20 protein-coding genes are annotated in these 26,288 nt (G+C 68.6%); 6 read left to right on the top strand and 14 right to left on the bottom strand.

Features of this window, described 5'->3' with window-relative positions:
* Positions 1-37 precede the first annotated feature (37 nt).
* The 4 genes from BMW51_RS04875 to thrS form a co-directional block, all read right to left on the bottom strand.
* Complete coding sequence (locus BMW51_RS04875) at positions 38-2,827, bottom strand: TonB-dependent receptor (protein ID WP_093004009.1); 2,790 nt, start codon at positions 2,825-2,827, stop codon at positions 38-40.
* Positions 2,828-3,061: 234 nt separating this feature from the next.
* Entirely contained in the window at positions 3,062-3,595 is a 534-nt protein-coding gene (gene infC, locus BMW51_RS04870; protein WP_019517390.1) for a translation initiation factor IF-3, read from the bottom strand.
* A gap of 136 nt (positions 3,596-3,731) precedes the next feature.
* Entirely contained in the window at positions 3,732-6,500 is a 2,769-nt protein-coding gene (locus BMW51_RS04865) for a TonB-dependent receptor (protein WP_177171532.1), read from the bottom strand.
* A 159-nt stretch (positions 6,501-6,659) separates the two neighbouring features.
* Entirely contained in the window at positions 6,660-8,663 is a 2,004-nt protein-coding gene (gene thrS / locus BMW51_RS04860; protein WP_093005019.1) for a threonine--tRNA ligase, read from the bottom strand.
* A gap of 258 nt (positions 8,664-8,921) precedes the next feature.
* On the opposite strand from thrS, the gene BMW51_RS04855 reads away from it, so the two are divergent.
* Positions 8,922-9,542, top strand: coding sequence for a retropepsin-like aspartic protease family protein (locus BMW51_RS04855; protein WP_093005017.1), 621 nt, complete (start codon positions 8,922-8,924; stop codon positions 9,540-9,542).
* Positions 9,543-9,545: 3 nt separating this feature from the next.
* On the opposite strand, the gene BMW51_RS04850 is transcribed toward BMW51_RS04855, so the two are convergent.
* From BMW51_RS04850 to BMW51_RS04835, 4 genes are all read right to left on the bottom strand, one after another.
* A complete protein-coding gene (locus BMW51_RS04850) occupies positions 9,546-11,033 on the bottom strand; it encodes a PepSY-associated TM helix domain-containing protein (RefSeq protein WP_245708292.1) in 1,488 nt (495 codons plus the stop codon).
* A complete protein-coding gene (locus BMW51_RS04845) occupies positions 11,030-11,572 on the bottom strand; it encodes a hypothetical protein (RefSeq protein ID WP_093004003.1) in 543 nt (180 codons plus the stop codon). Before BMW51_RS04845 ends, BMW51_RS04850 begins: the two co-directional genes overlap by 4 nt.
* A gap of 127 nt (positions 11,573-11,699) precedes the next feature.
* The gene (locus tag BMW51_RS04840) at positions 11,700-12,071 is read right to left on the bottom strand and encodes a GIY-YIG nuclease family protein (protein ID WP_093004001.1); all 372 of its coding nucleotides are present in this window, start codon (positions 12,069-12,071) and stop codon (positions 11,700-11,702) included.
* Positions 12,068-12,853: an exodeoxyribonuclease III gene (locus BMW51_RS04835; protein WP_093004000.1), complete on the bottom strand. Its 786-nt coding sequence runs from the start codon at positions 12,851-12,853 to the stop codon at positions 12,068-12,070. The genes BMW51_RS04840 and BMW51_RS04835 overlap by 4 nt, the downstream gene beginning before the upstream one ends.
* A gap of 116 nt (positions 12,854-12,969) precedes the next feature.
* Between BMW51_RS04835 and BMW51_RS04830 the strand changes: the two genes are divergently transcribed.
* Positions 12,970-13,776 carry a SirB1 family protein gene (locus tag BMW51_RS04830; protein WP_093003998.1) on the top strand — a complete coding sequence of 269 codons (807 nt, stop codon included), beginning with the start codon at positions 12,970-12,972 and terminating at the stop codon, positions 13,774-13,776.
* Here the strand turns inward: BMW51_RS04830 and BMW51_RS04825 are convergent.
* The 3 genes from BMW51_RS04825 to BMW51_RS04815 are packed head-to-tail and all read right to left on the bottom strand — an operon-like array spanning position 13,773 to position 17,421.
* Entirely contained in the window at positions 13,773-14,216 is a 444-nt protein-coding gene (locus tag BMW51_RS04825) for a hypothetical protein (RefSeq protein WP_093003996.1), read from the bottom strand. The genes BMW51_RS04830 and BMW51_RS04825 overlap by 4 nt on opposite strands.
* A gap of 20 nt (positions 14,217-14,236) precedes the next feature.
* Positions 14,237-16,750, bottom strand: coding sequence for an ABC transporter permease (locus tag BMW51_RS04820; protein WP_093003994.1), 2,514 nt, complete (start codon positions 16,748-16,750; stop codon positions 14,237-14,239).
* Positions 16,747-17,421 (bottom strand): ABC transporter ATP-binding protein, encoded by a 675-nt coding sequence (locus BMW51_RS04815; RefSeq protein WP_245708291.1) that lies wholly within the window; start codon positions 17,419-17,421, stop codon positions 16,747-16,749. Before BMW51_RS04815 ends, BMW51_RS04820 begins: the two co-directional genes overlap by 4 nt.
* A gap of 13 nt (positions 17,422-17,434) precedes the next feature.
* Here BMW51_RS04815 and BMW51_RS04810 point away from each other — a divergent pair, with 13 nt between their 5' ends.
* Positions 17,435-18,160: an arylesterase gene (locus BMW51_RS04810; RefSeq protein WP_245708290.1), complete on the top strand. Its 726-nt coding sequence runs from the start codon at positions 17,435-17,437 to the stop codon at positions 18,158-18,160.
* A gap of 63 nt (positions 18,161-18,223) precedes the next feature.
* Positions 18,224-19,213 (top strand): LacI family DNA-binding transcriptional regulator, encoded by a 990-nt coding sequence (locus BMW51_RS04805; protein ID WP_093005013.1) that lies wholly within the window; start codon positions 18,224-18,226, stop codon positions 19,211-19,213.
* A gap of 11 nt (positions 19,214-19,224) precedes the next feature.
* Here BMW51_RS04805 and BMW51_RS04800 read toward each other — a convergent pair whose 3' ends face one another.
* Positions 19,225-20,241, bottom strand: coding sequence for a YeiH family protein (locus BMW51_RS04800; RefSeq protein WP_093003990.1), 1,017 nt, complete (start codon positions 20,239-20,241; stop codon positions 19,225-19,227).
* A 117-nt stretch (positions 20,242-20,358) separates the two neighbouring features.
* On the opposite strand from BMW51_RS04800, the gene BMW51_RS04795 reads away from it, so the two are divergent.
* On the top strand, positions 20,359-21,639 hold the full coding sequence (locus BMW51_RS04795; RefSeq protein ID WP_425440970.1) for an MFS transporter: 1,281 nt from the start codon (positions 20,359-20,361) through the stop codon (positions 21,637-21,639).
* 60 nt (positions 21,640-21,699) lie between these two features.
* Here the strand turns inward: BMW51_RS04795 and BMW51_RS04790 are convergent, their stop codons facing one another.
* On the bottom strand, positions 21,700-24,156 hold the full coding sequence (locus tag BMW51_RS04790) for a TonB-dependent receptor (RefSeq protein ID WP_093003988.1): 2,457 nt from the start codon (positions 24,154-24,156) through the stop codon (positions 21,700-21,702).
* Positions 24,157-24,234: 78 nt separating this feature from the next.
* The gene (locus BMW51_RS04785) at positions 24,235-25,311 is read right to left on the bottom strand and encodes a Gfo/Idh/MocA family protein (protein ID WP_093003986.1); all 1,077 of its coding nucleotides are present in this window, start codon (positions 25,309-25,311) and stop codon (positions 24,235-24,237) included.
* 54 nt (positions 25,312-25,365) lie between these two features.
* Between BMW51_RS04785 and BMW51_RS04780 the strand changes: the two genes are divergently transcribed.
* Positions 25,366-26,274, top strand: a complete 909-nt coding sequence (locus tag BMW51_RS04780; protein WP_093003984.1) for an aldo/keto reductase — start codon at positions 25,366-25,368, stop codon at positions 26,272-26,274.
* Positions 26,275-26,288 lie beyond the last annotated feature (14 nt).

Genomic DNA, 26,288 nt, shown 5'->3' with positions numbered 1-26,288 from the left:
CGTGCGGACCGGCCCCCTTCGTTGACGGATCAGTCGTTTAGAAGCGCGTGCGCACCGTCAGGCCATAAGTGCGCGGCTCGGCCAGGTACGAGGTGAACACCTGGTTCGCGGTCGCGAAGCCGCCGGCGGTGCCGAACGCCTGCACCTGCGCCTGGCTGCCCGCACCCTGGAACGGCGCGTTGAACGCGACCTGCTGGTAATCCTGGTTCAGCAGGTTCTGCGCCCAGACCTCGATCGCCCACAGGTCATCGCGCCCGTGCAGGCCGACGCGGGCGTTGACGACGGTGAAGCCGTCCTGCGCCTTCTCGGGAAAGTTGTCCGATCCGGTGTTGTAGTCGGACGAGGTGCGCTGATCGATGTAGAACAGCGCCGACATGCCGTTAGATCCGATCTCCGGCGTCCACGATGCCGAGGTCGTGATGACGTTGCGTGGCGCGAGCGGCATCTGCGCGCCCGGCAGCAGGAACAGCGCGGGGTCGAGCGGCTCACCCGAGGCCGAACCGACGATGTTGCGGCGCACCTTGGTGTCGGCGAGCGTGTAGCCCATCGTGATTGCGACCGAGCGTGCGGGGTAGAAGCCCGCTTCCAACTCGACACCCTGGCTGCGCACGCCCGTGCCGACGCCGCTGGTGCAGCGACCGGTCGCGGCGCTGTTGTCCTTGTCGGCGCCGTTCAGGCCATCGTCGCAGCTGCTCAGGTTCTGGACGATGAAGTTGGTGCCGTTGAAGGTGTTCAGCTGGAAGTTGGTGAAGTCCGACCGGAACGCCGCCAGGTTGAACGTGAATGGGCGCGACGAATATTTCAGGCCGATCTCGTACGCGTTGACCGTCTCGGGGTCGAAGCGCAGCGCGGCGGCGTTCGGCGCCAGCGTCGTCTGCGGCAGATAGGCGAGGCCCAGGTCCGACTTGTCGAGGTTGAACCCGCCCGCCTTGAACCCGCGCGAATAGCTGGCATAGGTCATCAGCCGATCGACCGGCTTCCACGACAGCACCGCGGTGCCGGTAAATTCGTCGTTGCTGAACTTGTCGCTGATCGACTTGCCGTTGATCGTCGAGCTCGAGTTGCCGGTGCAGCTGAGCGTCAGGATGCCCGCGACCGTCGAGGCAAGCTGCGGATTGGCGAGCAGCGGCGCGAGATTGCCCAGCTGCTGCGCGCAGACGGTGTTGTCGTTGGTGAAGCTCGCGTCGAGGCTCTTCGTCTCCTTGGTCCAGCGCAGGCCCCCGGTCAGCGACAAGGTGTCGGTGATCTTGAACACGTTGTGCGTGAAGAAGGCGTAGCTCTCGCTCTTCTGGTCGTAATTGTCGCGGATGCCGCCGCGGTCGCTCAAGGTCGACAGACGATCGATGCCGGCGAGAATGGTGCCCGTCGCCGCGCCGAACGCGGGCGTGGTGCCGGGCACCAGGCCGGAGAGCACCGCACGCCCCGTCGCGCTCAGACAGCCCGGCTGGCGCGGCGCACGAAGCGCGGCGAGCGGATTGGCGCTCGCGATCACGCGACAGGCGGCGAACGCGCCGTAATCGGTGCCGAAGCGGATGTTGTCCGCCACGCGCAGCTTCTCGTTACTGTAGAAGCCGCCGACGAGCCAGTTGAGCCGGTCGCCAAACGCCTCGCCGTTCAGGCGCAGCTCCTGGGTAAAGGTGCGGAAGCGGCGGAAGGCGTTGCCGTCGTCGCGGCGATAGACGAGGTCGAGGTTGCCGTAGTCGAAATCGCCCGCGCCGAACGACTTGTACTCGCGGTACGCGGTGATCGAGGTCAGCGCCGCACCACCGAAGTTCCAGTCGACCTGCGCCGACCCGCCGTAATCCTTGGTAATGTTGGAATAATCACGGCCCGGCGTCTGCGCGATGCGGCGGTTGTACGGATCGCCCGCGCTCGGGAACACCGCTCCCAGCGACTGCATCACCTGCACGATCCGATTGCCTGCCGGGTTGATCGCGAAGTCGCCCGGCGTGCCCGGCGTCGGATCGATCTTCTCGCGCAGATCGACGTAGACCGCGCCGCAGCACTTCTCGTCGCGGCGCGTATAGTCGCCGATCAGCCGGACCGAGAAGTCGCTCGACGGCTCCAGCAGCAGCTGCCCGCGGACGAAATAGCGGTTGCGATCGTTGAAGTCGGTGTTGTTGATGACGTCGCGGTAGAAACCGTCACGCTTGGCGTAGACGCCGTCGACGCGGAAGGCGAGCAGGTCCTTGACGATCGGACCCGTCAGCGCGCCGGCCAGGCGAACGTTGTCGTAATTGCCGTAAGTCGCCTCGCCGTAGCCGCCGAAGTCGAATGACGGCGCCTTGGTGTAGATGTTGATCGCACCCGCCGACGAGTTGCGGCCCGACAGCGTGCCCTGCGGTCCGCGCAGCACCTCGACGCGCTCGATCTCGCCGATGTCGTTCAGGCCCGATCCCGTGCGGCTGCGGTACACGCCGTCGATGAAGGTGACGACCGAGCTTTCGAGACCCGGATTGTCGCCCACGGTGCCAATGCCGCGAATACGCGCGGAGGCGTTCGCTTCCGAACCGGTCGACGACACGCTGAGCGACGGCGCGAGCTGCGCCACACCGCGGATGTCGGTCGCACCCGAATTCTGCAGGCTCTCCTGGTTCACCGCGTTGATCGAGATCGGCACGTCGGCCAGCCGCTCGGCACGCCTAGTCGCGGTGACGACGATGTCGCCCGCGCCCAGCTCGCCGGTCGGGCTCGCCTGTGCGGCGGCGGTGTTGCTCTGGCCATCGACCGCGGCGTTGGTGGTGACGGGGCTGGTCTGCTCCTGCGCCAGTGCGGGGCAGGCCGCCAGGCAGGCGACGGTGGACAGAAGGGTCGCGTAGGTGCGCATCAAGGTCGATCCTCTCCCAGATTTGAATATCGGGTTTGGTGTCGATCCTATGCGGATGGGTTTACGCGTCTAGTAATTCTTACGTGCCGCGTAACAGAAAATACGAGGGTGTGGCTCACACGCAACACGCGACATGGAAAGACACAAAACCGCGGGGGCGGCTGACGCTACGGAATGCCCGCGAAGTGCAGGAAAGCGGCGCGCCGGCGGTGATCCGGCCGGCGCGCACCAACTTTATTTCGGCGACAGCACCATCAGCATCTGACGGCCTTCCATGCGCGGATAGGCCTCAACCTTGGCGATCTCGTTGGTCGCCTCGGCCACGCGCTGCAGCACCGCCATGCCGAGCGAGCCGTGGCTCAGCTCGCGACCGCGGAAGCGCATGGTGACCTTAACCTTGTCGCCTTCCTCGATGAACTCGACCACCTTTTTCATCTTGGTGTCGTAATCGTGGTCATCGATGTTCGGACGCATCTTGATCTCCTTGATCTCCTGCGTCTTCTGGCTCTTGCGGGCGAGATTGGCCTTCTTCTGAGCCTCGTACTTGAACTTGCCGACATCCAGGAACTTGGCGACGGGCGGGTCCGCGTTGGGGGACACCTCGACCAGGTCGAGCCCGACTTCCTTGGCCTGCGCCATCGCTTCGCGCGTGTACATCACGCCGAGATTCTCGCCCTCGTGATCGATCACGCGGACCTTCTGGCTCTGGATCCACTCGTTGAAGCGAGGACCATTCATCGGCGGCGCCTGCATTGGGCGGCGCATCATAGGCGGACGGATAGATACTTCTCCTGTTGATTCACTGCCGTCGATATAAGCTTTCGCTGCATGAATCGGAAGATGTTCGACGCACCCTCGCTTTGAAAGAGTGGGTGCGCCGGTCTTTTTGTCGCTGACGTGTGTTCTAGAAGCTGCCGCGCAGCGTCACGCCGTACGTGCGCGGCTCGCCCGGAAAGCCGATGTATAGCGCGTTCGCACTGCCCGAAAACCCGCCCGACGCGGCCTGCTGGACGCTGCGGAATGTGCCCGATCCTTGAGCGGGTATGTCCGAGGCGAGCTGGAAGTATCGCTGGTTGAGCAGGTTCTGCGCCCATAATTCGACGCCCCAGCGCCTGCTCGCGCCGTAGAGGCCAAGGCGACCGTTCACCACCGCGAACGCGTCCTGCACCTTTTCCAGATCGAGGTCGGAGCCGGTGTTGGTGTCGCTCTGCATCCGAACGTCGAAATAGACCAGCCCGGTCAGCCCGCGCGTGCCGACCGCGGGCGTCCAGCCGATGCCCGCGGTGGTGACGACCTCGGGCGCGTTCGACAGGTCCTGATCGGGCAATTGGAACAGCACCGGCGACAGCGGCCGCCCGCCGGTCCCGACCAGATAGCGGCGATAACGCGTGTGCGCGTAGGTGAAACCGAGATTGACCGACACGTCGCGCACCGGGCGGATCGTGCTCTCCAGCTCGACGCCGGTCGATACCACGCCCGGCCGCAGCCGGTCGGGCGCGCACGCCCCCGTCGCCGCCGACGCGTCGGTATCGGCGCGGTTCAGGCTATCACGGCACGACTGAATGTTCGCGACCTCGAAGCTCGTGCCGTTATAGGTGTTGAGCTGATAGCCGCTGAACAGCTGGTGGAACGCCGCGACGTTCACGTCGATGCTGCGCCCGTTCCACTTCGCGCCGACCTCGTACGCGGTCACCTTCTCGCTGGCATAGGCGAGGTCGGCGACCTCGGCGCGACCGTTGCCCGGCGTGTTCGCCGGCCGGCTGAGCAACGCCGCGCACGCCGCCGCCTGCGCCGCCGTACCCGCGCCCGCGAAGCACGGGCGGTCGAGCCCGGAGAAATCGAGGTTGAACCCGCCCGCCTTGTACCCGCGCGAGGCGGAGGCGTAGACGAGCACGCTCGTCACCGGCTTGAACCCCAGCACCGCGGTGCCGGTCCACTGCCCGTCGTCGAACGTCGACCCCGGCGTGCCCGCGGGAATGTCGACGCCTGCGCCGTTCACGACGCAGGCGAGCCCGGCGAGCGACTGGAGCGAGGAGTTGAGCAGCGCCGGGCAGAGCGTGTTGGTCGCGCGGTAGTCGGCGCGTACCCGCTTGTGCTCGTCGGTGTAGCGAACGCCGATGGTGGCGAACAGGCGGTCGGGGACGATCGCCAGCGTGTTGTGCGTGAACAACGCCCAGTTGCGGCTCACCTGCGTGAAGTTCCCGTCGTTCGCGCCGGTGCCGTTCAGCGGTGCCGCACCCAGCTGCCGCGCCACCGCGTCATAGCCTGCGAACACGCTCGCCGGCGCGCTCGAGCAGGTGGGGGAGGCGAGGTCGACCTGTCCCGCGCCCGATGCGGCAAACGAGGTCGCGATGATGCAATTGGCGAAGCGGGTGTAATCCTGTCCGTAACGCTGGTCGTCGTCGACGTTCAGCTTCTCGTTGCCGTAGTAACCGCCGACCAGCCAGTCGAGCCGCCCGTCGAACGCGCGTCCGGCAAGCCGCACTTCCTGCGAGAAGTTGCGGAACCGCCGGTCGAGGTCCTGCCGGTCGAGCAGGTCGAGCCGGTTGAAGTCGTTGTCCTGACCCATCCGGTTCTTGTAATCGCGCCACGCGGTGATCGACGTCAGCGTCGCCGCGCCCAGCTGCCAGTTGACCTCGCCCGACGCGCCCCAATCGCGCACCTCCGACCGGTACGGCACACCCGCGCTCGTCGAGGTCGAAAACTGGAACCGCTCGCCAGCGGGCGGCAGCTGGTAATTCGCGCCCAGTGCCTGAAGCAGCGGAAGCAGCGTGTTCGCACCCACCGCGATCGCGCCGCCAGCCGGATCGGTCCGCGTCAGGTTGCGCACCGGACCCAGCAGCACGCCGTTGCAGCAATTCTCGTGACGCTCGGCATAGTCGCCGATGATGCGCACCGACAGCGCGTCGTTCGGTGCCCAGGCGAACTGCCCGCGCGCCAGCCAGCGGTTCCGGTCCTGGATGTCGGGCTCGCCGGGGGTCAACTGGCGGATGAAGCCGTCGCGGCGCTGCCACACGCCATCGACGCGCACCGCCGCGGTCTCGCCGACCGGCAGGTTCACCGCGCCGTCGAGCCGCCAGTAATCGTAATTGCCGTAGGAGACCGATCCGTGCGCGTCGGTGCGTCCGAGCTCGGGCGCGCGCGTCACGATGCTGATCGTGCCCGCGGTCGAGTTGCGCCCGAACAGCGTCCCCTGCGGCCCGCGCAGCACCTCGACGCGGTCGACCTCACCCAATTCGGTCAGCCCGACGCCGCTCCTCGCGCGATACACGCCGTCGACGAACAGCCCGACCGAGCTTTCCAGCCCCGGATTCTCCCCCACCGTGCCGATGCCGCGAATGCGCGCGGTGAAGTTCGCCTCGCTCGTCGCGCCCGACACGAGCAGCGAGGGCGCGACCTGATCGATCCCGCGCAGGTCGACCGCGCCCGTCGCGGCGAGCGTCTCGCCCGAGATCGCGGTGATTGCGATCGGCACGTCCGACAGGCGCTCGGCGCGCCGCGTTGCGGTGACGAGGATGTCGCCCGGTGTGTCGCCGGTCTGATCAGTCGCCGGCGGCGCGGACTGATCGCCCGCTTGCCCGACCGGTGACTGCTGCGCGGCAGCGGGTAGGGTGAGCAGCAGCGCGGACGAGAGCAGGCCCGCCGCCAACGCGGGTCGATACGAACGATACATGGGTGCGATCCCTGATGACCGCGGCATCTGTGCGCCGCTGGGTTAGGCGGGCGCGGTTAGCGGTCGCGCGGGGAAAGTCACGCGCTTTGTCGCTGCGCTGCGGCAAGCCGTTGCGCCGCGAGCGGGTCTGCGGACGCGTTCCGCAGACCCGCTCGCCCGTCAGCGCATCATGTCGGGCGCGCGTGCCTCGTCGCGCAGCCGCTGCGTGATGTCGCCGAGTGCGACGACCTCCTGTCCCTGGCTGCCCAGCCGCCGAACCGCGACGGTGCCCTCGTCCGCCTCGCGCTTGCCGACGACCAGCAGCACCGGGACCTTCGCCACCGAGTGCTCGCGCACCTTGTAGTTGATCTTCTCGTTGCGCAGGTCGGTCTCGACCCGCAGCCCCGCGGCGCGCAGCTCGGCTGCGACCTGATGCGCGTAATCGTCCGCGTCGCTGACGATCGTCGCCACTACCACCTGCACCGGCGCCAGCCACAGCGGGAAGCGCCCGGCGTGATGCTCGATCAGGATGCCGATGAAGCGCTCGAACGTGCCCAGGATCGCGCGGTGCAGCATCACCGGGCGGTGACGGTTGCCGTCCTCGCCGACGTAACTTGCGTCCAACCGTTCGGGCAGCACGCGGTCGGACTGGATCGTGCCGACCTGCCACGTCCGCCCGATCGCGTCGGTAAGGTGGAATTCGAGCTTGGGTGCGTAGAAGGCGCCTTCGCCCGGCAGCTCCTCGAACTTCGCCTTGATCGCGTCGGACAGGCTGGACGCCTGCACCGCCTCGCGCAACTCGGCCTCCGCCTTGTCCCACATCTCGTCCGAGCCGAAGCGCTTGTCGGGGCGCAGCGCCAGCTTCACCGCGTAGTCCTCGAACCCCAGATCGCGGTAGACGCTGTCGAGCAGCTCGCAGAACTTGCGCACTTCCTCGACCAGCTGGTCCTCGCGCACGAAGATGTGCGCGTCGTCCTGCGTGAACTGGCGCACCCGCATGATGCCGTGCAGCGCGCCGTGCGGCTCGTTGCGGTGACAGCAGCCGAACTCGGCCATGCGGATCGGCAGGTCGCGGTACGACTTGATCCCCTGCTTGAAGATCAGCACGTGCGCGGGGCAGTTCATCGGCTTCAACGCCATCAGGTCGGCGTCGCCCGACAGCACCGCACCCTCGTCCTCGGTGTTGGGGATCTCGTCGGGCACCACGAACATGTTCTCGCGGTACTTGCCCCAGTGGCCCGACTGCTCCCACTGCCGTGCGTCCATCAGCTGCGGCGTCTTGACCTCGGCATAGTCGGCCGCGTCGAGCCGGCGGCGCATGTACGCCTCCATCTGCCGCCACAGCACGAACCCCTTGGGGTGCCAGAACACTGACCCTTGCGCCTCCGACTGGAGGTGGAACAGGTCCATTTCCTGCCCGATCTTGCGATGGTCGCGCTTGGCGGCTTCCTCCAGCATGAACAGGTGCTGGTCGAGCTGCTTCTTGTTCAACCAGCCGGTGCCATAGATGCGGCTCAGCATCGCGTTCTTCTGGTCGCCGCGCCAATAAGCGCCGGACACGCGCGTCAGCTTGAACGCTGCAGGATCGAGCTTGCCGGTCGAGGCCATGTGCGGCCCGCGGCACATGTCGAGCCACTGGCCCTGACGGTAGATCGTCAGTTCCTCGTTATCAGGCAGTTCGGCGGCCCACTCGGCCTTGAACGTTTCGCCCTGCTTGTTCCACGTGTCGATCAACTGCTCGCGCGTCCACACCTCGCGCGTGAATGGCTCGTTCTTGGCGATGATGCGGCGCATTTCCGCCTCGATTCCCGGCAGGTCATCGTCGGTGAAGGGCCGATCCTTCCCGTCGATCTTGGGGGGCGCGAAGTCGTAGTAGAAGCCGTCGTCGGTCGCCGGACCGAAGGTGATCTGCGTGCCCGGAAACAGGTGCTGCACCGCCTCCGCCATGACGTGCGCGAGGTCATGACGCGCGAGTTCTAGCGCGTCGGCCTCGTCCTTCTGCGTGACGAGCGCGAGGCGCGAGTCCTGCGTCAGCGGGCGCGTGATGTCGCGCAGCTCGCCGTCCACGCGCGCGGCGATCGCTGCCTTGGCGAGACCGGGTCCGATCGCCGCGGCGATGTCGGCGGGGGTGGTGCCGGGTGCGACCTCGCGAACCGAACCGTCGGGCAGCGTGATCGAGAGCATGTTCATGGATCAATCCTGAGGAAATCTTTGGTGCCGCTTATGGCGGAAGCGCGCGCGGCGAAAGAGGGCGCGCGCAAACGTCGGGCGAACGCCGCCGCTCAGGCGCGCGCGCCGCCGAACCCCGGAGCCACCGGGGCGGTGCTAGTTCGCGCAAGGAAACGGCACGTCGTCATCGCGCCGGAACATAGCGTTTGCGCCGCCATCGCGCCAGCCCGCGCCATTGGGCCGGGTGGGGCGGCTACCTATATCTTCCTCACGATGAGCACCGACCTCGCGGGCAACACCCATTTCTACATCCTGATCGGCGTGCTGCTGCTCGCCTCGGTGATCGCGCGGCGCGTGCCGGTACTGCGCACGCTCGTGTCGCTCGCGGTTTGGGCCGGGCTCGCCGGCCTGCTCTACATGGTCGTCGCGCAGCGCGAGCGGTTCGATCCGTGGATGGGGCGGATGGCAGCCGCGCTCGACATCGAGAGCCAGCAGGTGTCGGGCGAGGAAACGCGCATCCGCATGTCGCCCGACGGCCATTTCTACGTCCGTGCGCAGATCGGCGGGGTCGAGAAGCGCCTGCTGGTCGACAGTGGCGCGACGATCACCGCGCTGTCGCCCGACACTGCCGCCGCCGCCGGCGTTGAGGTCAAGCCCGCCTTGTTCCCGGTCGTGCTGCAAACCGCCAACGGGGCGATCCGCGCCGAGACGGGCGAGGTGAAGGAGCTGCGCTTCGGCAACGTCGTCGCGCGCGATCTGGCGGTCGTCGTGTCGCCCGCGTTCGGCAACATCGACGTGATCGGCATGAACTTCCTGTCGCGATTGAAAAGCTGGCGGGTCGAGGGGCGGACGCTGATCCTGACGCCACACCACCCGCAGGATACCGACGTCTGACGATCACGCCGGCGTCGGATCGGCCTTGATCGAAGCGCGCCGAGCGGTTCGACGCGCGCGCATGCCCCACAGCAGCAGCGGCACCGACAGGCCGATCGCGACGAGATCGATCACGACCGGCTCCGCGATCGCAGGACGCAGCAGCACGAGGTGCCCTACTGCGGTGAGCAGCACCGATCCCGCACACACCCGCCGCAGCAGCACCGCCTCGGCAACCCGCGGGTAGAGCATCGCTACTACCAGCGCCGCCGCGAACGCGCTCCAGAACGCCAGCGCGAGTGGCGCCTCCGCACCCACTCCCGCGCGCAGCCAGAGCATCCATACGATCAGCGTCGGCGTTCCCCACACCGTCATGTTCCAGCCCGCGCGCAGCCGCTCGCCGCCCAGCCCGCGCCGCCGCCGCTTCTCCAGCCACAGCGTGTTGCCGGTCGCGGTGATCGCGCACAGCGCGCATCCCATCAGCATGTACGCGAGCTCGACCGGCAGCCCGGCGAAGTTGCCGAAGTGGAGGTTGTACGACGACGCCGCGACCTGCTGCCCCACGGCACCGTCAGACAGCCCGGCCTTGGAATGGAACGCGCCGGTGCGATCGAAGAAGTAGCTCTCGCCGTAGATCAGCCGCTTGGGCTGCGCGGTCAGGATCTGGACGTGCTGGCCCAGCGTGCCGGGTTCGTGAACGATGACGTAGGTCGGCACCGCCCCCGGCACCCGCGCGTCGAGCGTGCGCAGCGCCGCGGCGGCGTCGGCGATTCCCGCGCGCTTAGGATCGGATGGCGGCTCGTGGCCGAAGATGTGCGCATAGACCTTCAGCGTGTCGCCGCCCGTGTACGCTTTCGCCAGCATCGTCGTGCCGACGCCGCCCAGCCCGATGAACGCGCCGGTTAGCGCAACCGCCAGCACGAACGGCAGCGTCCATACACCCAGGCGATTGTGCCAGTCGGCGCGCGCGAGCTGCGCGTCGTGGCGTGCGCGCAAGCAGAAGGCGTCGCGGATGATGCGCGGATGCGCCAGCACCCCCGTCGTCACCAGCGCGCACAGCATCACGCCCAGCGCACCAACCAGGATCAGGCCCCACGTCATCGGCAGGTGCAGATACTCGTGCATCGCGACCATGAAGTCGGTCCAGGCATGCCCCTCACGCCCCACGATCCGGCCGTCCCCGTCGACGTACCACCCACCCGAATCGGTTGTGACGGTCGCGCGCGGCAATTCCGTGCTCGGCATCCGCACGTACAGGTGCGTCGTCGCCAGCTTGCCCGCCTCGCGCGCCACGGCGCCCGCGATCGCGCGCTGGACCGCCGCCGGCGACAGCGCGGTCATCTCGGGCACACCCGGCTGTTCCCAGCGCTGCCAGCGGTCGTGGATCACCACCAACGTGCCGCTCAGGCAGATGATGTAGATCAGCGCGCTGGCGAGCAGCCCGATCGCGGCGTGTCCGCCCAGCGCGCGCTTGACCAGCGTCTCGCGCGGCGAGACCGGCGGCGCGCTCACGCCGCACCCCACAGGATCGTGCCCGCGATTGCGGCAACCAGCGGTGCCGCCACCATCTGCGACGGCCGTGCGCGCGTCAGCTGCACCGTCAGCAATGCGGTCCAGATCACCGGTTGCAGGAACAGCGTCAGCACGACCGAGTCGCTGTCGAGCTCGCCGCCACCGCGCACCGCTGCCTGCAACCCGAACGCGAGCCACTGTGCCGCGACGAACGCGACCGGCACGGCCAGTGCAAAGACCGCCAGCCGCCGCAGCACGTCGCGGCGGTGATGCGGGATCGAGATGGCGGGCGCTTCCCGGGCTGCGCGGCGCTCGCGCACCGGGGAGGACCAGCCGGCGTAGAGGACGCACGCCAGCGCCGCCGCCATGCCGACGACCACACCGACCGACAGCCCCCACGCACCATCAGCCCACGTGAGCGCGACGAGCGCCGCTGCCGCCAGTGCCCAACCGATCGCCGCTGCCATGCGGGGTCCGCTCCAGCCGAGCCGGACCAGTCCGATGCCGCTGGCAACCACGAAGAGCAGCGCGGCCGTCACCGCGCGTTCTCGACCATGTACCGGGGTGTGCGCGTCATCGTCTCGTTTCCCAGCAACGCGCCGGCGGCGCCCTTCACTGCGCTATAGCGACCGCGCTATTGCAAATCAATCGCACATGTCAGTTGGGTCAATGGCCACCCTCGACCCAGCCGATCCCGCCCGCGCTCATCGCAGCCGCAATCGCTTCTTCCAGCTCGATCGATTCCCATCGCTCCATCGGGTTCAGGTGCGCGACGGCATCGGGCAGCAATTGGACACCGAAGCGCCGCACCGCGCCGCTCGCCTTGTACCCGGCCTTGTGCTGGTCGAAGCGCTGATCGGGGTCGCGCACCGTCTGCCCGACGTAGATGCCCCAGGGCTGCCGCCGCGCCGTATTGTGCAGCAGGATCAGGTAGACCGAGTAACCCGCCCGCGCACTGCCGCGCGAGGTCGCGCGGAACGCAGCGGCTACCTTCGTCGCGCGCGCGATCACCTCCTCACCCGACAGCATCAGCGTCACGCTCCGCCCTCGTCGTCGAGCATGATCCACGTCGGCGCGTGATCGCTCGCGTGCGGCCAGCCGCGCACGTGCCGGTCGACGCCTGCATCCGACAATCGCGCGGCGAGCGCGGGGCTGAGCAACAGATGGTCGATCCGCAGCCCCGCATCGCGCCCGTAGGCATCCCGCAGGTAATCCCAGAAGGTGTAGAGCGTGGCATCGGGGTGCAGGTGGCGCAGCGCATCGGTCCACCCTTGCGCCAGCAACCGCGCGAAAGCGGTACGAACCGCGGGCGCGAACAGCGCATCCTTCGTCCAGCGCTCGGGCGCGTAGACGTCGTGCGGGGCCGGAATAACGTTGAAGTCACCCGCCAGCACCACCGGCACGCCGCTGTCGATCAGCATCTGCGCCCGCGCGATCAGCGCGTCGAACCACGCCAGCTTGTAGTCGAACCGCGCGCCCGGCCGCGGATTGCCGTTCGGCACGTACAGGCTCGCCACGATCACGCCGTTCACCGCCGCCTCGACGTAGCGGCGCTGCGTCGGATCGGGATCGTCCGGCAGCCCGCGCTGCGTCGGGTGGATCGCGCCAATGCGGGATAGGATCGCGACGCCGTTCCAGCGCGGTTGCCCCAGCCACATTGCCTCGTACCCCGCATCGCGCAGCGCGGCGGCCGGGAACTTCGCCGCCGGCGCCTTCAACTCCTGCAGGCAGACCACGTCGGGCGTGGCCTCATCCAACCAGCGCAGCAGCACGGGCAGGCGACCGTTGACGCCGTTGACGTTGAAGGTCGCGATCTTCACCTTGCTCCCTCCCGCGCTTGGCTCAGCGCACAGACGACCCGCGTTGCCGCTCCGTTCCACGCCCGCGCCTCGCAAGTGCGCAGGAACCATCCCGCGCCACGGCCGTCCATGACGTCATGGATGCCGCCATCGTACAATTGGGTCTGGTCGAGGACGAGACGATCCAGCTCGACGCCGCCGCGCTCGAACTCGCCGCGCTCGATCACCCGGACGTCGATCTCGACCCTTATGCAGCGGTGCTGACCGCCATCACCGAGCGGGTCGCTGCGCTCTCCGACGTCGCGCCCTCTGCCAGCACGCAGGGCGCCGCGCTGGCGCAGGTGATCGCGGGCGAGTTCGGCTTCTCGGGCGACCGCGACCATTACGACGATCCCGACAACGCCGACCTGATCCGCGTCGTCGATCGCCGCCGCGGCATGCCGATCAGCCTCGCGATCCTCTACGTCGCCGCCGCGCGGCGCGTCGGCTGGACCGCCGACGTGCTCAATACGCCCGGCCACGTGCTGGCGCAGGTCGGCCCGCCGACCGCGCCCGTGCTGATCGATCCGTTCAACGACGGGCAGGAGATGAGCCAGGCGGGCCTGTCGGTCCTGCTCAAGCGGATGCTGGGTGCGGCAGCAGTGCCGCGCGCCGATCACGTCGCCGCCATGTCCAATCGCGACGTGCTCGTCCGCCTGCTCATCAATCAGGCCACCCGTGCCGAGCGTGGCGGCGATCCGCGTCGTGCGCTGGTGCTGTTCGATCGGATGACGACCTTCGCGCCGGGCAATCCGCACGTCTGGTGGGAACATGCGCGCCTGTCTCTGATGGACGGCGACATCGCTGCGGCGCGCGCGAGCCTCGGCGCGATGCTGGAGGTCACGCGCGACGCCGCCACGCGCGTGCGGATCGCCGCGGCGCTCGACTCGCTCGCCGGGACCTAGTCCGCCAGCGCCGCGGCGACCGCCGCCTCGCTGATCTTGAACGCGTGCGCGAGCGCCGCGACCGACGCGCCGCGCCTCGCCAGCAAGCGCAATCGATCGAGGTCGAGCTCGGTCGAATAATGCCGCGTGTCGCGCTCCTCGGTCGCGTGGCCGGTCCGCGCGAGCGAGCCCGTGCTGCTGCGACGCTTCGGCCGCGCGTCGCGCGCGTCGGCGGCGGCGGCGCGGCGCTGTTCCTCCTCGACGCGGCGCTGCTCGCGCTGCTGTTCGCGCAGCGAGGACTGCGTGTCGCGCGCGCTGGCGCGCGCCTCGGTTCGCGCCTCGGCCGCCGCCACCCGCTCGGCCGCGCGGCGCGTCCTTGCCTCGGCGCGCTGCGCCTCGCGCTCGTCGCGCGTGCCCGTCAGCATCGGCGTCGCGCCACTGCTACCCCACGAACTGTGCATGCTTCCTCTCGAACCTCGGATCAGATGGTGCGCAGCGCCCGCGCGGGCCGCACGCGCATGATCGGCCACGCGCCCGCCAGCCCGATCAGCATCGTCGCGCCCAGCCCGCCGACCAAGGTCAGCACGACCATGACTGGATCGGGTGCCCAGGGAAAGTCGAACATCTGCGTCACGACATACCATGCGCCGGCCAGGCCGATCAGCAACGCGACGAGCGCCACCACCATGCCCAGCAGCGCGTACTCGATCGCCTGGCCCGCGATCAACTGCGCGCGCGTTGCGCCCAGCACGCGCAGCACCACCGCGTCATAGGTTCGCGCCTCCCGCGCCGCCGCAATTGCGCCGACCAGCACCGCCACGCCCGCGGCGACCGCGACGCCAGCTGCCGCGGCGATCGCGAGCGCGACCTGGCTGACCAGATCGCGCACCTGCGACAGCACGCCACCGACCTCGATCGCCGACGAGGAGGGGAAGGGCGCCAGCAGCGCGGCGGTGATCGCGCTCGTGCGCGCGGCGGGCGCGTCGATCGTCGCGGCGAGATTGTGCGGCACGTCGGCGAGGGTATTGGGCGAGAACACCAGCACGAAGTTGAATCCGAGCGTGTCCCACTGAATGCGCCGGAACGACGCGATCCGCGCGCTCCGCTCGACCCCCAGCACGCTGATCGTCAGCGGCTCGCCCAGATGCAGGTCGAGCGCCTTCGCCAGCCGCTCGTCGACCGAAACGAGCGGCGGTCCGGCATAGCCGCGCGGCCACCACTTGCCCGCGGTGATCGTGCTGCCGGCGGGTAGCGCGTCGGCGTAGGTCAGGCCGCGCTCGCCGCGCAATGCCCACGCGCCTTCAGGCAATTCCTTCAGGTCGGCGACGCGCGTGGTGCCGTAGGCGGTGATCGTCCCGCGCAGCAGCGGCACGGTACGCACCTCGGCACCCGGCGCGACGCTCGCGACCGTGCGTCGAAACGAAGCCTCGCGGTCGCGCGGCACGTCGAGCACGAACAGCGCGGGCGCGCGCGCCGGCACACTGGTGGCGATCGCCGCGTCGATGCTGGTGCGGATCGCGGTCAGCAGCACGAACAGCGTCAGCCCCAGGCCGAGCGCGACGACCAGCGCGCCGGTTCGCGCACCCGGCCGGTGCAGCGCGGCGAGTGCGAGGCGCGGCAACAGCCGCCGCGGCGCCGGCAACCGCGCGGCGACCACGCGCACGGCGTACCCCAGCAGTGCCAGCAACAGCAGCGTCGCCGCCAGCGCCGTGAGGAAACCGGCCGCGAGCACCGGCTGGTCCGAGGTAAAGACCGCGAGCGCGATCGCCGCGCCGCCTGCCACGAACGCAACCACCCGCGCCCGCCACGGCGCAGACCGCACCGGGGCGAGCACGCCGCGCAGCAGCCCCGCCGCAGGGGTCGCGCTCGCCGCCGCGATCGGTGGTGCGGCGAATGCGGTCGCGATCAGCGCGCCGTACAATGCCGCGCTCACGAATGGCCAGGGCGCGATCGCCAGCCCACCCGCGATCGGCAGGACGCGGCCGAGCAGCTCGCCGAGCAGCGGGATCGCCGCGATTGCGGTCACGATCCCTGCGCCGATGCCGATCGCGGCGGCGACGCCGATCTCGATCGAAAAGACGCGCGCGACATCGCCGCCGGTCGCGCCCAGCGTCTTGAGCGTCGCAATCGCGCTCCGCCGGCTGGCGAGGAACGACGACACGCCACCGCCGACGCCGATCCCCGCAATCGCCAGCGCGGCGAGCCCGACCAAGGTCAGGAACTCACCCATGCGGTCGACGAAGCGCGACGCGCCGGGCGACGCACGGTCGCGCGTCTTCGTTTCCCAACCGCCGGCCGGAAATGCGCGGGTCACGCGTGCCGCGGCCGCGGCGGGGCTGGTGCCGGCGGGCAGGCGGACCCGGTAGCGCGTGTCGTACAGGCTGCCCGGCTGGACGAGTCCGGTCCGCTCCAGCGTGTTCATCGACACGATTACCACCGGGCCGAGCGTGAAGCCCTCTCCCAAACGGTCGGGCTCATCCGCGATCACCCCGTCGACACGCACGACGGCGCTGCCAAGGCGCAGCGTCGCGCCGCGGCGCAGAGCTAGCCGATCAGCGAGCGCGGGCGTGATCCACGCCGCGCGGTCCGCCGGATGCGTGAGGCGCCGTCCGTCGCTCAGCGCAACCCGGCCGCAGAGCGGGTAGGCGGCGTCGACTGCCTTCAACTGGATCGGAGCACCACCGCGCGCGGTGACGGCGTTCGCCTGCATGCGGATCGTTTCCGACACGTGACCGGCGGCCTCGAACAACGCGCGCTCTGCCGCGGTGGCGCGGCGTTGCGACACCGAAAGCTCCACGTCGCCGCCCAGGATCGTCGCGCCGCGCGATGCCAGTTCGCCGCCGACCGCCGCCGCCAGTCCGCCGATCGCCGCGAGCGCCGCGACCCCCAGGAACAGGCACACGACCAGGATGCGCAGGCCCCTGAACCTCCAGTCGAGCTCGCGCCGCGCCACGCGCCAGGCGAAATGCCAGCCGCTGTTCGCAGTGTCGCTCACGCGATCCGCCCGTCGGCGAGCGTCACGACGCGGTCGCAGCGCGCGGCCATCGCGTGATCGTGCGTGATGACCACCAGCGTCGCCGCCAGCGCTTCCTGCCTGGCGAACAGCAGGTCCATCACCGCGGCACCCGTCGCGGTGTCGAGATTGCCGGTCGGCTCGTCGGCGAAGACGACCGGCGGACGCGGCGCCAGCGCACGCGCGATCGCGACGCGCTGCTGCTCGCCGCCCGACATCTGCGCCGGATAATGGTCGAGCCGGTGCGACAGTCCGACCGCGGCGAGTTCGGCTTTCGCACGCCCCCACGCGTCCGCGACGCCGGCGAGTTCCAGCGGCACCGCGACATTCTCCCGCGCGGTCATCGTCGGCAGCAGGTGGAATGCCTGCAGCACGATCCCGATCCGCCCGCGCCGCGCCCGTGCCAGCTCGTCCTCGCCCAGCTTGCCGAAATCGAGCCCGTTGACGATCACGCTGCCGCCGCTCGCGCGCTCCAGCCCGGTCAGCACCGCCATCAGCGACGACTTGCCCGACCCCGAACTGCCCAGCAGCGCGACGCTCTCTCCGCGCTGGACGCGCAAATCGATGCCGCGCAGCACCGCCGTCTCGCCCAGCGTCAAGGTGACATCGCGCGCGTCGATCACCATAGAAGGCTGCTCGGTATCGGTCGCCATGAGGAAAACACCCTTGTTCCCAGCCAGGTCGGTGACGCGCATCGCGGCCGTTATGCTCTGCGCCATGTCGGTGGCGGCGTGCGAGCGTCAAGCCTCGGTGCCTACCGCGACCGCGAACGAAGCGGCGGACGCGGCCACTGCTGCGCCCGCCGAGGTCGCGCGACCGCAGGGGCCCGAACGCGTCATCCTTGCCTTCGGTGACAGCCTGTACGCGGGCTACGGGCTGGGTCGCGGGCAGAGCCTGCCCGACGCGATCCAGGCGCGACTGCGGCAGGGCGGCATCAACGCGACGGTCGTCAATGCAGGCGTCTCAGGCGACACCACCGCGGCGGGGCGCGAGCGGCTGGCGTTCGTGCTCGATCAGCAGAAGCGCGTACCCGATCTCGTCATGCTCGGGCTCGGCGGCAACGACGTGCTGCGCCAGATCTCACCGGCCGAGACGCGCGCTAACATGACCGCGATGCTGGACGACTTGAAACGCCGCCGCCTGCCCGTGCTACTGACCGGCATGCGCGCGCCGCCCAATCTCGGTCCCGACTACGTCGCCGCCTTCGATGCGATCTGGCCCGATCTCGCGAAGCGCGACGGCGACCAACTCTACCCCTTCATCCTCGACGGCGTGATCGGCAACCCGGCGCTGATGCAGGCCGACCGCGTCCATCCCAATGTACAGGGCGTCAACCGCATCGCCGACCGCCTCGCGCCGCTGGTTGAACAGGCGCTGCCGCCCGCGCGCTGACGCCTCGGCCATTGTCCTGTGCGGTCAGGGCGTGCACTACGGCGGGCTAGGCGGGGGGAATTGGTGCGCTCGACGATCAAGGACGTGTCGGAACGCGCGGGCGTGTCGATCAAGACGGTCAGCCGCGTGCTCAACAAGGAACGCTACGTCGGCGCCGCCACGCGCGAGAAGGTCGAAGAGGCGGTGCGCGCGCTCAACTTCCGCCCCAGCCTTGCCGCGCGCTCGCTTGCCGGACGGCGCAGTTTCCAAATCGGGCTGATCTGCGACAATCCCAGCCCCGCCTACGTCTACGCGATGCAGACCGGCATCCGCGACCGCTGCGAAGTCGACGGCGTGCGCATGATCGCGCAGCCGTACGACCGCAATTCGGGTCGGCTGCTCGAGGAGGTCGAGGCGCTGGTCGCGACCAGCCACTTGGACGGGCTGATCCTGACACCACCGGTCAGCGACCACGACGAGGTGCTCGACTTCCTGAAGGAACGCGGCGTCCGCGTCGTACGCGTGTCGCCCGGCCACCGGCCGGAGGCGAGCGCGGCGGTCTTCATCGACAATCGCGCCGCCGCGTACGAAGTGACGCGCCACCTGCTGTCGCGCGGACACCGCCGCGTCGGTCACATTCTCGGCCAGCGCGACTTCGCGACCAGCGCGCAGCGTTACGAGGGCTATCTGGCGGCGCTGGGCGAGGCGGGGATCGACCCCGACCCTGCGCTGATCGAGCAGGGCGACTATGATTTCGCCAGCGGCGCACGCGCGGCGGAGGCGATGCTGTCGCTCGGCTCTCCGCCTAGCGCGATCTTCGCCGCGTCCGACGACATGGCGGCCGGCGCACTCGCCGCCGCGCACCGACGCGGGGTCAGAGTGCCCGCCGAGCTGGCGATCGCGGGTTTCGGCGACGATCCGCTCGCCAGCTACGTCTGGCCGCCGCTCACCACCACGCGCCAGCCGGTGCGCGACCTTGCCTGGAACGCCGCCGACCTGCTGCTCTTACCGGAAGAAACCTTCGAGCAGCGCGAACTGCCTCACGCGCTGATGGTACGCGACTCGACCGGTTGAATGCCGGCGGGCTAGCCGATCAGGAACATCGCCGCGCCCAGCGCGAGCACGAACGCGCACAAGGTCGACGCCGCGATCACCAGCATCGGCCGCGGCCCCGCCTCCAGCAATTGCGACAGCGGCGACCGGATCGCGGTCGCGGTGACGGCGGCGGCGAGCAGCCCGGCCGCGACGCGCTCCGCGGTACCGGTGACCAGCGCCGGGATCACGCCGGTCGAGTTGACGCCCGCCAGCACGAAGAAGCCGACCACGAACCACGGAAGACCCTGCCGTTTGCCCGATTTCTCGCCGCGCGGCAGGAACATCGCGACGATCGCCAGCACGGGCGCGAGCAGCGCGACGCGCGTCAGCTTGACGATCGCCGCTATCTGCCCGGCGGCATCCGAGTAGGAATAACCCGCGCCCAGCGCCTGCGCCACGTCGTGGATCGACGCGCCTAACAGGAACCCCGCCTTCAGGTCGCTCATGTGCAGCCAGTGCGCGACGAACGGGTAGGTGACCATCGCGAGCGCGCTCAGCGCCGAAATGCCGACCAGCACCAAGGTCAGCTGCGCCTGGCTTGCGCGCCGCTCGCCCAGCGTCGTCGCCAGCGCCATCGCCGCGCTTGCACCGCAGATCGCGACCGCGCCGCCCGCCAATGTCCCGAACGCCGCATCGAAGCCAAGCCGGCGCCCGACCAGCACGCCGCACCCGATCGTCACCGCGACGATCACCAGCACCGCCAGCAGCGCGACCGGACCCAGCGCCACGATCTGCCCGAAGGTGACGCGAAGTCCGACGAGCACGATGCCCCAGCGCAGCAGCGACCGCGACGCGAACGCCAGCCCCGGCGTCAGCCGCGCGTCCGCCGACAGGAAATTAAGCGCCAGCCCGATCAGCAGCGACATCAACGTGAGCGGCGCGCCATAATGGTCCGAGATGAACCCTGCCGACAGCGTTCCCGCCGCGACGATGATCAAGCCCGGCACATGATCGCGCCACGTCGCCTTGGGGCTGGGTTCGAGGTCGCCGTACAGGTCGGCCGCCATCGGCAGGGTGGCAGAACGTGTAGCGGCCATCGTCGATCCCAGTGCTAGAGTGGAAGGGGACTAGCCTAAGCACACGCACTCTGACAACGTTGTCGTCAATCAAATCGGGAGAGGGACATGGCGGCAGACGCGGTGAGGGACGGCGTGACAGGCGACGCGGAGGGCCAAGCGGGCAATCGCGCGCGCTGGGTGATCGTCGCGATGGTGTTCGTCGCGATCATGCTCAACTACGTCGACCGGCAGATCCTGGCGCTGCTCAAACCGACGCTCGAGGCCGAGTTCCGCTGGTCGGATCAGGATTACGCCAACATGGGCACCGCATTCCAGGTTGCGACCGCGTTCGCCTTCCTCGGCACCGGCTGGTTCATCGACCGCGTGGGGCTCAGGCGCGGGTTCGGCATCGGCGTCGGCGTGTGGAGCTTGGCCGGCATGGCGCACGCCTTCGCGACCACCGTTACCGGATTCCTCGGCGCACGCGTCGTGCTCGGCGTCGCCGAATCGATCGGCACGCCCGCCGCGGTCAAATCCGCCGCAACCTATTTCAACCATCGCGACCGGCAGATCGCACTCGGCATCGGCAACACCGCGCCCAACGTCGGTGCGGTGCTGACACCCGCGTTGATCCCGCCGCTCGCGGTCGCGTTCGGGTGGCAGTCGGCGTTCCTGCTCGCGGGCGGGCTGGGGCTCGTCTGGGTCGCGGTTTGGTTCGCGCTGCGCGTGCGTCCGGTCGCCCTCGACGCGATAACGGCCGCGCCGGTCCGCTGGCGCGACATCCTGCGCAGCCGCCGCACGCTCGCGATCGCGGTCGCCAAGGTGCTGTCCGATCAGGTCTGGTTCTTTATGCTGCTCTGGCTGCCCGACCTGTTCCACCGCCTGTTCGGGTTGCAGCAGGGGACGCTCGGCTGGCCGATCGCGCTGACCTACGGCTTGGCCGCAATGGGCGCGATCAGCGGCGGCGTGCTGCCCGCGCGACTGATGGCGCGCGGCTGGAGCGTGAATGCGGCACGCAAGTCGGCGCTGCTCGTCTACGCGCTACTCGTCACGCCGGTGCCGCTCGTCATGTCGGTCGACAGTCCGTGGTCGGCGGCGCTGCTGCTCGGGCTCGGGCTGTTCGCGCACCAGGGCTTCTCGACCAATGTCTTCGGCCTCGCGACCGATGTCACGCCCGCGCGCGCGGTCGGCTCGACGATCGGGATCGCGGCCTTCTGCGGCAATCTCGGCTCGATTGGGATGATCCAGTTCCAGGCCTGGGCGCTGGCGCGCGGCCTCGGCTACACACCCGCGCTGGTCATCTGCGCGACGTCCTACCTGCTGGCGCTCGGCTTCATCCAGCTGCTGATACCGCGCATCGTCGCGGTAGAGCATGACGGCGACGCGCCGGCAATCATCGCGCACTGAACGTCAGATACAGAAAAGCCGGCGGGGGCGACCCCGCCGGCTTTTGCTTGCGCGCGACGCTTAGAAGTTCACGCGGGCATTCACACCGTAATAACGGTCCGCTTCACGCGGGATGATGTAGCGGTAGCTGCCACCCGGCCCGCCCGAGGTGATCGCCGCGGCGAAGCTCTGGTCGAACAGGTTCTTGACCTGGAAGTTGACGCGGAAACGATCGTTCGCCTCCACAATTCCCGCCTGTACGTCGACCAGCCCGTAGCCCTTGATCGTCGTCGCGTCGCGAACCGCGGCGCTGGCATCGAGCTGCGACAGCTGCTTCGACTGGTACGACCCCTGCGCACCCAGCGCAAAGTCGATCGGCCCACCGGTACGCAGACGATAGTCGGCACCGAGCGAGCCCTTCCACTTCGGCGCATAGGCGAGCGTGGTGCCGTTCGGGATCACGCCCGTCGTCACGCCGTTCGCGGGCACGCGAAACTGGTCGATATGCGCGTCGGTGTAGGCAAGCCCGCCCGAGAACGACAGATCACGCGCCGGCTGGAACAGGATGTCGAGCTCACCGCCGCGGGTCGAAATCTGTCCCGCATTGGTGAAGCGCGTGACCACCACCCCCTCGATCACGTCGGGGTTGTTCGCCTGGAAGTTGTAGTATTTGGCATAGTAACCCGCCAGATTGATCACCAGCTTGCCACCGAACAGCGTGTTCTTCAGCCCCACTTCGTAGCTGTCGGCAGTCTCCGGCTGGATCACGTTGGTGCCCGTGCCGGTCAGATTGTAGAAGATGTTGAACGCCGGCCCCTTATACCCGCGCGAATAGGTCGCGTAGGCGGTCGACTGACGCACGATGTCGTACTGCAACCCGACGCGGCCCGACCAATTGTCGTTGGTCGTCTTGGCGGTGAAGGGAATGCCGTTCGACGCCGGCACCGCCTGCGTCGCCGCGGTCACGGGCGACACGCCGGCGCGCACGAGTCGCAGATATTCGTTGTACACGCCCTGATCGAAATTGGGCGAGATGCCCGGCCCCGTCAGCGCGGTGCGACGGATGTGCGACACGTCGAGCTGATCGGTGGTGTAGCGCACCCCTACGATGCCGCGCAGGCGGTCGGTGAAGTTGAGCGTGCCCTGTCCGAAGAAGGCGAGGTTCTTGAACACCGACCCGAACACCGCGGTCCCGGTCGGGCGCGTGACGGTCAGCCCGGGTGTCGAGCACGGTACTGGTACCGTCGGGGCAGGGGTGCAGACCAGGTCGTTGCGCGTGAACGTTCGCGTCGTCTCCGCCCGCGAGTAGAAGGCGCCGAGCACATAGGAGAAGAACTGGTTCGACGGGCTGGTCAGCCGCAGTTCCTGCGTGATCGTGTTCGACGTCTGCGGGCCGACATCGTGCAGCTGGTTGAACGTCGTATAGGCGCGCGGCAGCCAGTCGCCGTCGCGAATCTCGGTGTTGTCGTATTCGCGGTACGAGCCGATGTAGGTGATCGTCTGCGTGCCGAGCGTCCAGTCGGCCTGACCCGACACGCCCCAGCTCTTCTCGTCGGTGTGCGTGATCAGGTCCTGGTTGATCCGCCGCGTGCGGTCACCTTCAGGCGTCGGCAGCACGCCCGAGTTGATGAAGCCGTTGACCTGCGCGTTGGTGGTCGCGCTGGCAGAGGTCGGACCGGTGCCGATCACCTCGGCGCAGCAATCGTCGTTCGACTCGCGATAGTCGCCGATGATCGTAATCGTCAGGTCGGGTGTGGGCTCCGCGACCACCATCCCGCGCACGCCCCAGTGATCGTAGCCGTTGACGCGGCGCCCACCGTAGGCGTTGTTGCGGATGTTGCCGTCGTAATTGCCGTAGAAACCGGTCACGCGCGCGGCAATCCCGGTGGCGAGCGGCAGGTCGAGCGCGCCGCGGACGCGGTACTCGTTGCCATTGCCGAAATAATAGCCGCCGTCGATGAAGCCGCCGAAATCCTTGCCCGGCCGCTTGGTGACGATGTTGATGACGCCGGCCGAGGTGTTCTTGCCGAACAGCGTACCTTGCGGCCCGCGCAGCACCTCCAGCCGGTCGATGTCGATCAGGTCGCTGAACGCCTCGCCCGCGCGGCTGTAGACGACGCCGTCGACGACCGTGGAGATCGACGGCTCGCCCGCGATCGAGAAGGTCGAGGTGCCGACGCCGCGCAGGAACAGCGACTGGTTGATCGCGGTGCCCGACTTGCGGAAGTTAAGCGTGGGGACGAGATATTGCGCACCCTCAAGATTGACCGCGCCCTTTGCCGCGATCGCGTCGCCCGACAGCACCGACACCGCGATCGGAACGTCCTGCAACCGCTCCGAACGCTTCTGCGCGGTAACGATGATGTCACCGGGCTCGTTCGCCGCGCTCTGCGTCGCGGTGTCGCTGCCGACATCAGCGGCGGTCGTGGCGCTTCCGGTGCCGGTCGTCGTCTCGGGCGTGCCCGTCTGCGTCTGTGCGAGCGCCGGCGCCGCCATCAGCGCCAGCCATGCGGTACCCACGGTCAACATCGTCTTCATCGTCTCGTCCCTCCCTAAAACCTACTCTCTCGCTGGAGATTTAGGTCAACGCTGTCACTGAAAGATTGTCTTTGGTGGCTAGAAACCCAGTTCGCTCATCTCGACGACGCGGTGCTCGCGCGCGCTGATCTCGGCCGCGGTGCCGATCGCGACCGCCATCAACCCGTCGCGTGCACTCACCTCGACCGCGCCTTCGCCCCGCACCGCCGCGTTGAAGCGCTGGTGCTCGTAGAAGGTCGAACCGTGATGACTGCCGGCGTTCAGCGCGGTCTCGTCGACGTGGACGGTGCTGCGCTCGACCTGCTTCGGGTTCATGAACCCGACACGCGGCGAATAGACGATCTCGCCGTCGGGGATCAGCACGTCGAGCCGCGCCTTGTCGCCGACCGCGGTGATCTCCTCCTGGTTGGTCGCGCCGTCGGCGAACATCGACAGGTCGAGCATCGCGCGCACGCCGTTGGCGAAATCGACCGTCGTGAAGCTGTTGTCGATGATGTCGGGCGTGCGGCCATCATAGGACTCGTCCAGATGGTTCACGTCCATCGCGCCCGAGCAGTAGACACGCACCGCCTCCGACTGCGTGATCAGCCGCATCAGGTCGAAGAAGTGGCAGCATTTCTCCACCATCGTGCCGCCGGTGTTCGCGCTGAAGCGGTTCCAGTCGGCGACCTTTTCCAGGAACGGGAAGCGGTGCTCGCGGATCGACAGCATCTTGAGCGCACCGATGCGCCCATTGTGCACCTGTGCGATGAACTCGGCTGCGGGGGGCATGTAGCGATATTCCATCGCGGTCCAGAACGGCCGCGCGCTCGCCTCGGCCTGCTCGACCACCCAGCGCGCGTCGGGAATCGTCGTCGCCAGCGGCTTCTCGCACAGGATCGCCAGCCCCTCGCCGAACAACGGCGTCAGCACGTCGCGGTGCGTGTAATTGGGGCTGGCAACGATCACCGCGTCGACCAGCCCGCTCTTCGCAAGCTCGGCGGAAGAGCCGAACGCTTGCACGCCTTCGGCGCGGTCGCCCAGCGCCTTCTTCGCCCAGCCGAGCGAGCGCTCGGTCGGGTCGGCGATCGCGGTCACCACCGCGTCCGGCGTGATTGCCAGATTGTTGAGATGCTCGACCCCCATCATGCCGGTGCCGACCAGGCCGTAACGCACTTGCCCTTCCAAAGCCCTTGCTCCTCTCCACTCGCCGCCGTACGTATGACAACGATGTCTGAAATCACTCTATCGCCCGAACCACGTCCTCTCGGCAAGAGCGGATTGTCTGTCAGCCCGATCGCATGGGGGATGTGGCGCTTCGCCGGCGTGTCTTCCGCAGAGGGGCGCGCGCTGATCGAGGCCGCGTTCGACGCCGGCGTCACGCTGTTCGACACCGCCGATATCTACGGCTTCGACGGCAGTGGTGGGTTCGGCGACGCCGAGTCGCTGCTGGGCGAGGTGTTCGCCGAGACACCGGGTCTGCGCGACCGCATGGTGCTCGCCACCAAGGGCGGCATCACCCCGCCGGTGCCGTACAACTCGAGCACCGCGTATCTGACCAAGGCGCTCGACGACTCGCTTCGCCGCATGAAGGTCGACTCGGTCGATCTCTACCAGATCCACCGCCCCGACATCCTCGCGCACCCGCAGGAGGTTGCCCGCGCGCTCGACGACATGGTGTCGTCGGGCAAGGTCCGCGCGGTCGGCGTATCGAACTACACCGCGGATCAGACCCGCGTGCTCGCCTCGTTCCTGTCGGTCCCGCTCGCCTCGCAGCAGCCCGAATATTCGCCCTTGTTCCTCGATCCGCTGACGAACGGTCTGATCGATCAGGCGATGGAGCTGGACCTGGCGGTGCTCGCCTGGTCGCCGCTCGGCGGCGGGCGCATCGGCACGCCGGGCAACCCGCGCGAGCAGGCGGTGGCCCACGCGCTCGACACTTTCGCGACGCGCTTCGGCGTCAGCCGCGCGGCCGCGACCTACAGCTGGATCATGGCGCACCCGGCGCGGATCATCCCGATTGTCGGCACGCAGAACACCGCGCGCATCGCCGAGCTCGCCGACGCCTTCAAGGTCAGCTGGTCGCGTCAGGACTGGTACGATGTCCTCGTCGCCGCGCGCGGCGAGCGGCTGCCGTAACCGACACACGATAA

This window comes from Sphingomonas palmae (genome assembly GCF_900109565.1).
Classification (GTDB): Bacteria; Pseudomonadota; Alphaproteobacteria; order Sphingomonadales; family Sphingomonadaceae; genus Sphingomonas; species Sphingomonas palmae.
Note: the sequence above shows the minus strand (reverse complement) of the source record. Positions and strands in the feature narration are given on the sequence as shown.

What these genes read in the sequence shown, in the direction of transcription:
- infC (WP_019517390.1), bottom strand. Translation starts at nt 3,595, where the DNA reads ATGATGCGCCGCCCAATGCAGGCGCCGCCGATGAATGGTCCTCGCTTC.
- BMW51_RS04830 (WP_093003998.1), top strand. Translation starts at nt 12,970, where the DNA reads ATGGATGCCGCCATCGTACAATTGGGTCTGGTCGAGGACGAGACGATC.
- BMW51_RS04865 (WP_177171532.1), bottom strand. Translation starts at nt 6,500, where the DNA reads ATGTATCGTTCGTATCGACCCGCGTTGGCGGCGGGCCTGCTCTCGTCC.
- BMW51_RS04875 (WP_093004009.1), bottom strand. Translation starts at nt 2,827, where the DNA reads ATGCGCACCTACGCGACCCTTCTGTCCACCGTCGCCTGCCTGGCGGCC.
- BMW51_RS04855 (WP_093005017.1), top strand. Translation starts at nt 8,922, where the DNA reads ATGAGCACCGACCTCGCGGGCAACACCCATTTCTACATCCTGATCGGC.
- BMW51_RS04825 (WP_093003996.1), bottom strand. Translation starts at nt 14,216, where the DNA reads ATGCACAGTTCGTGGGGTAGCAGTGGCGCGACGCCGATGCTGACGGGC.
- BMW51_RS04815 (WP_245708291.1), bottom strand. Translation starts at nt 17,421, where the DNA reads ATGGCGACCGATACCGAGCAGCCTTCTATGGTGATCGACGCGCGCGAT.
- thrS (WP_093005019.1), bottom strand. Translation starts at nt 8,663, where the DNA reads ATGCTCTCGATCACGCTGCCCGACGGTTCGGTTCGCGAGGTCGCACCC.
- BMW51_RS04790 (WP_093003988.1), bottom strand. Translation starts at nt 24,156, where the DNA reads ATGAAGACGATGTTGACCGTGGGTACCGCATGGCTGGCGCTGATGGCG.
- BMW51_RS04800 (WP_093003990.1), bottom strand. Translation starts at nt 20,241, where the DNA reads ATGGCGGCCGACCTGTACGGCGACCTCGAACCCAGCCCCAAGGCGACG.
- BMW51_RS04795 (WP_425440970.1), top strand. Translation starts at nt 20,359, where the DNA reads ATGGCGGCAGACGCGGTGAGGGACGGCGTGACAGGCGACGCGGAGGGC.
- BMW51_RS04780 (WP_093003984.1), top strand. Translation starts at nt 25,366, where the DNA reads ATGTCTGAAATCACTCTATCGCCCGAACCACGTCCTCTCGGCAAGAGC.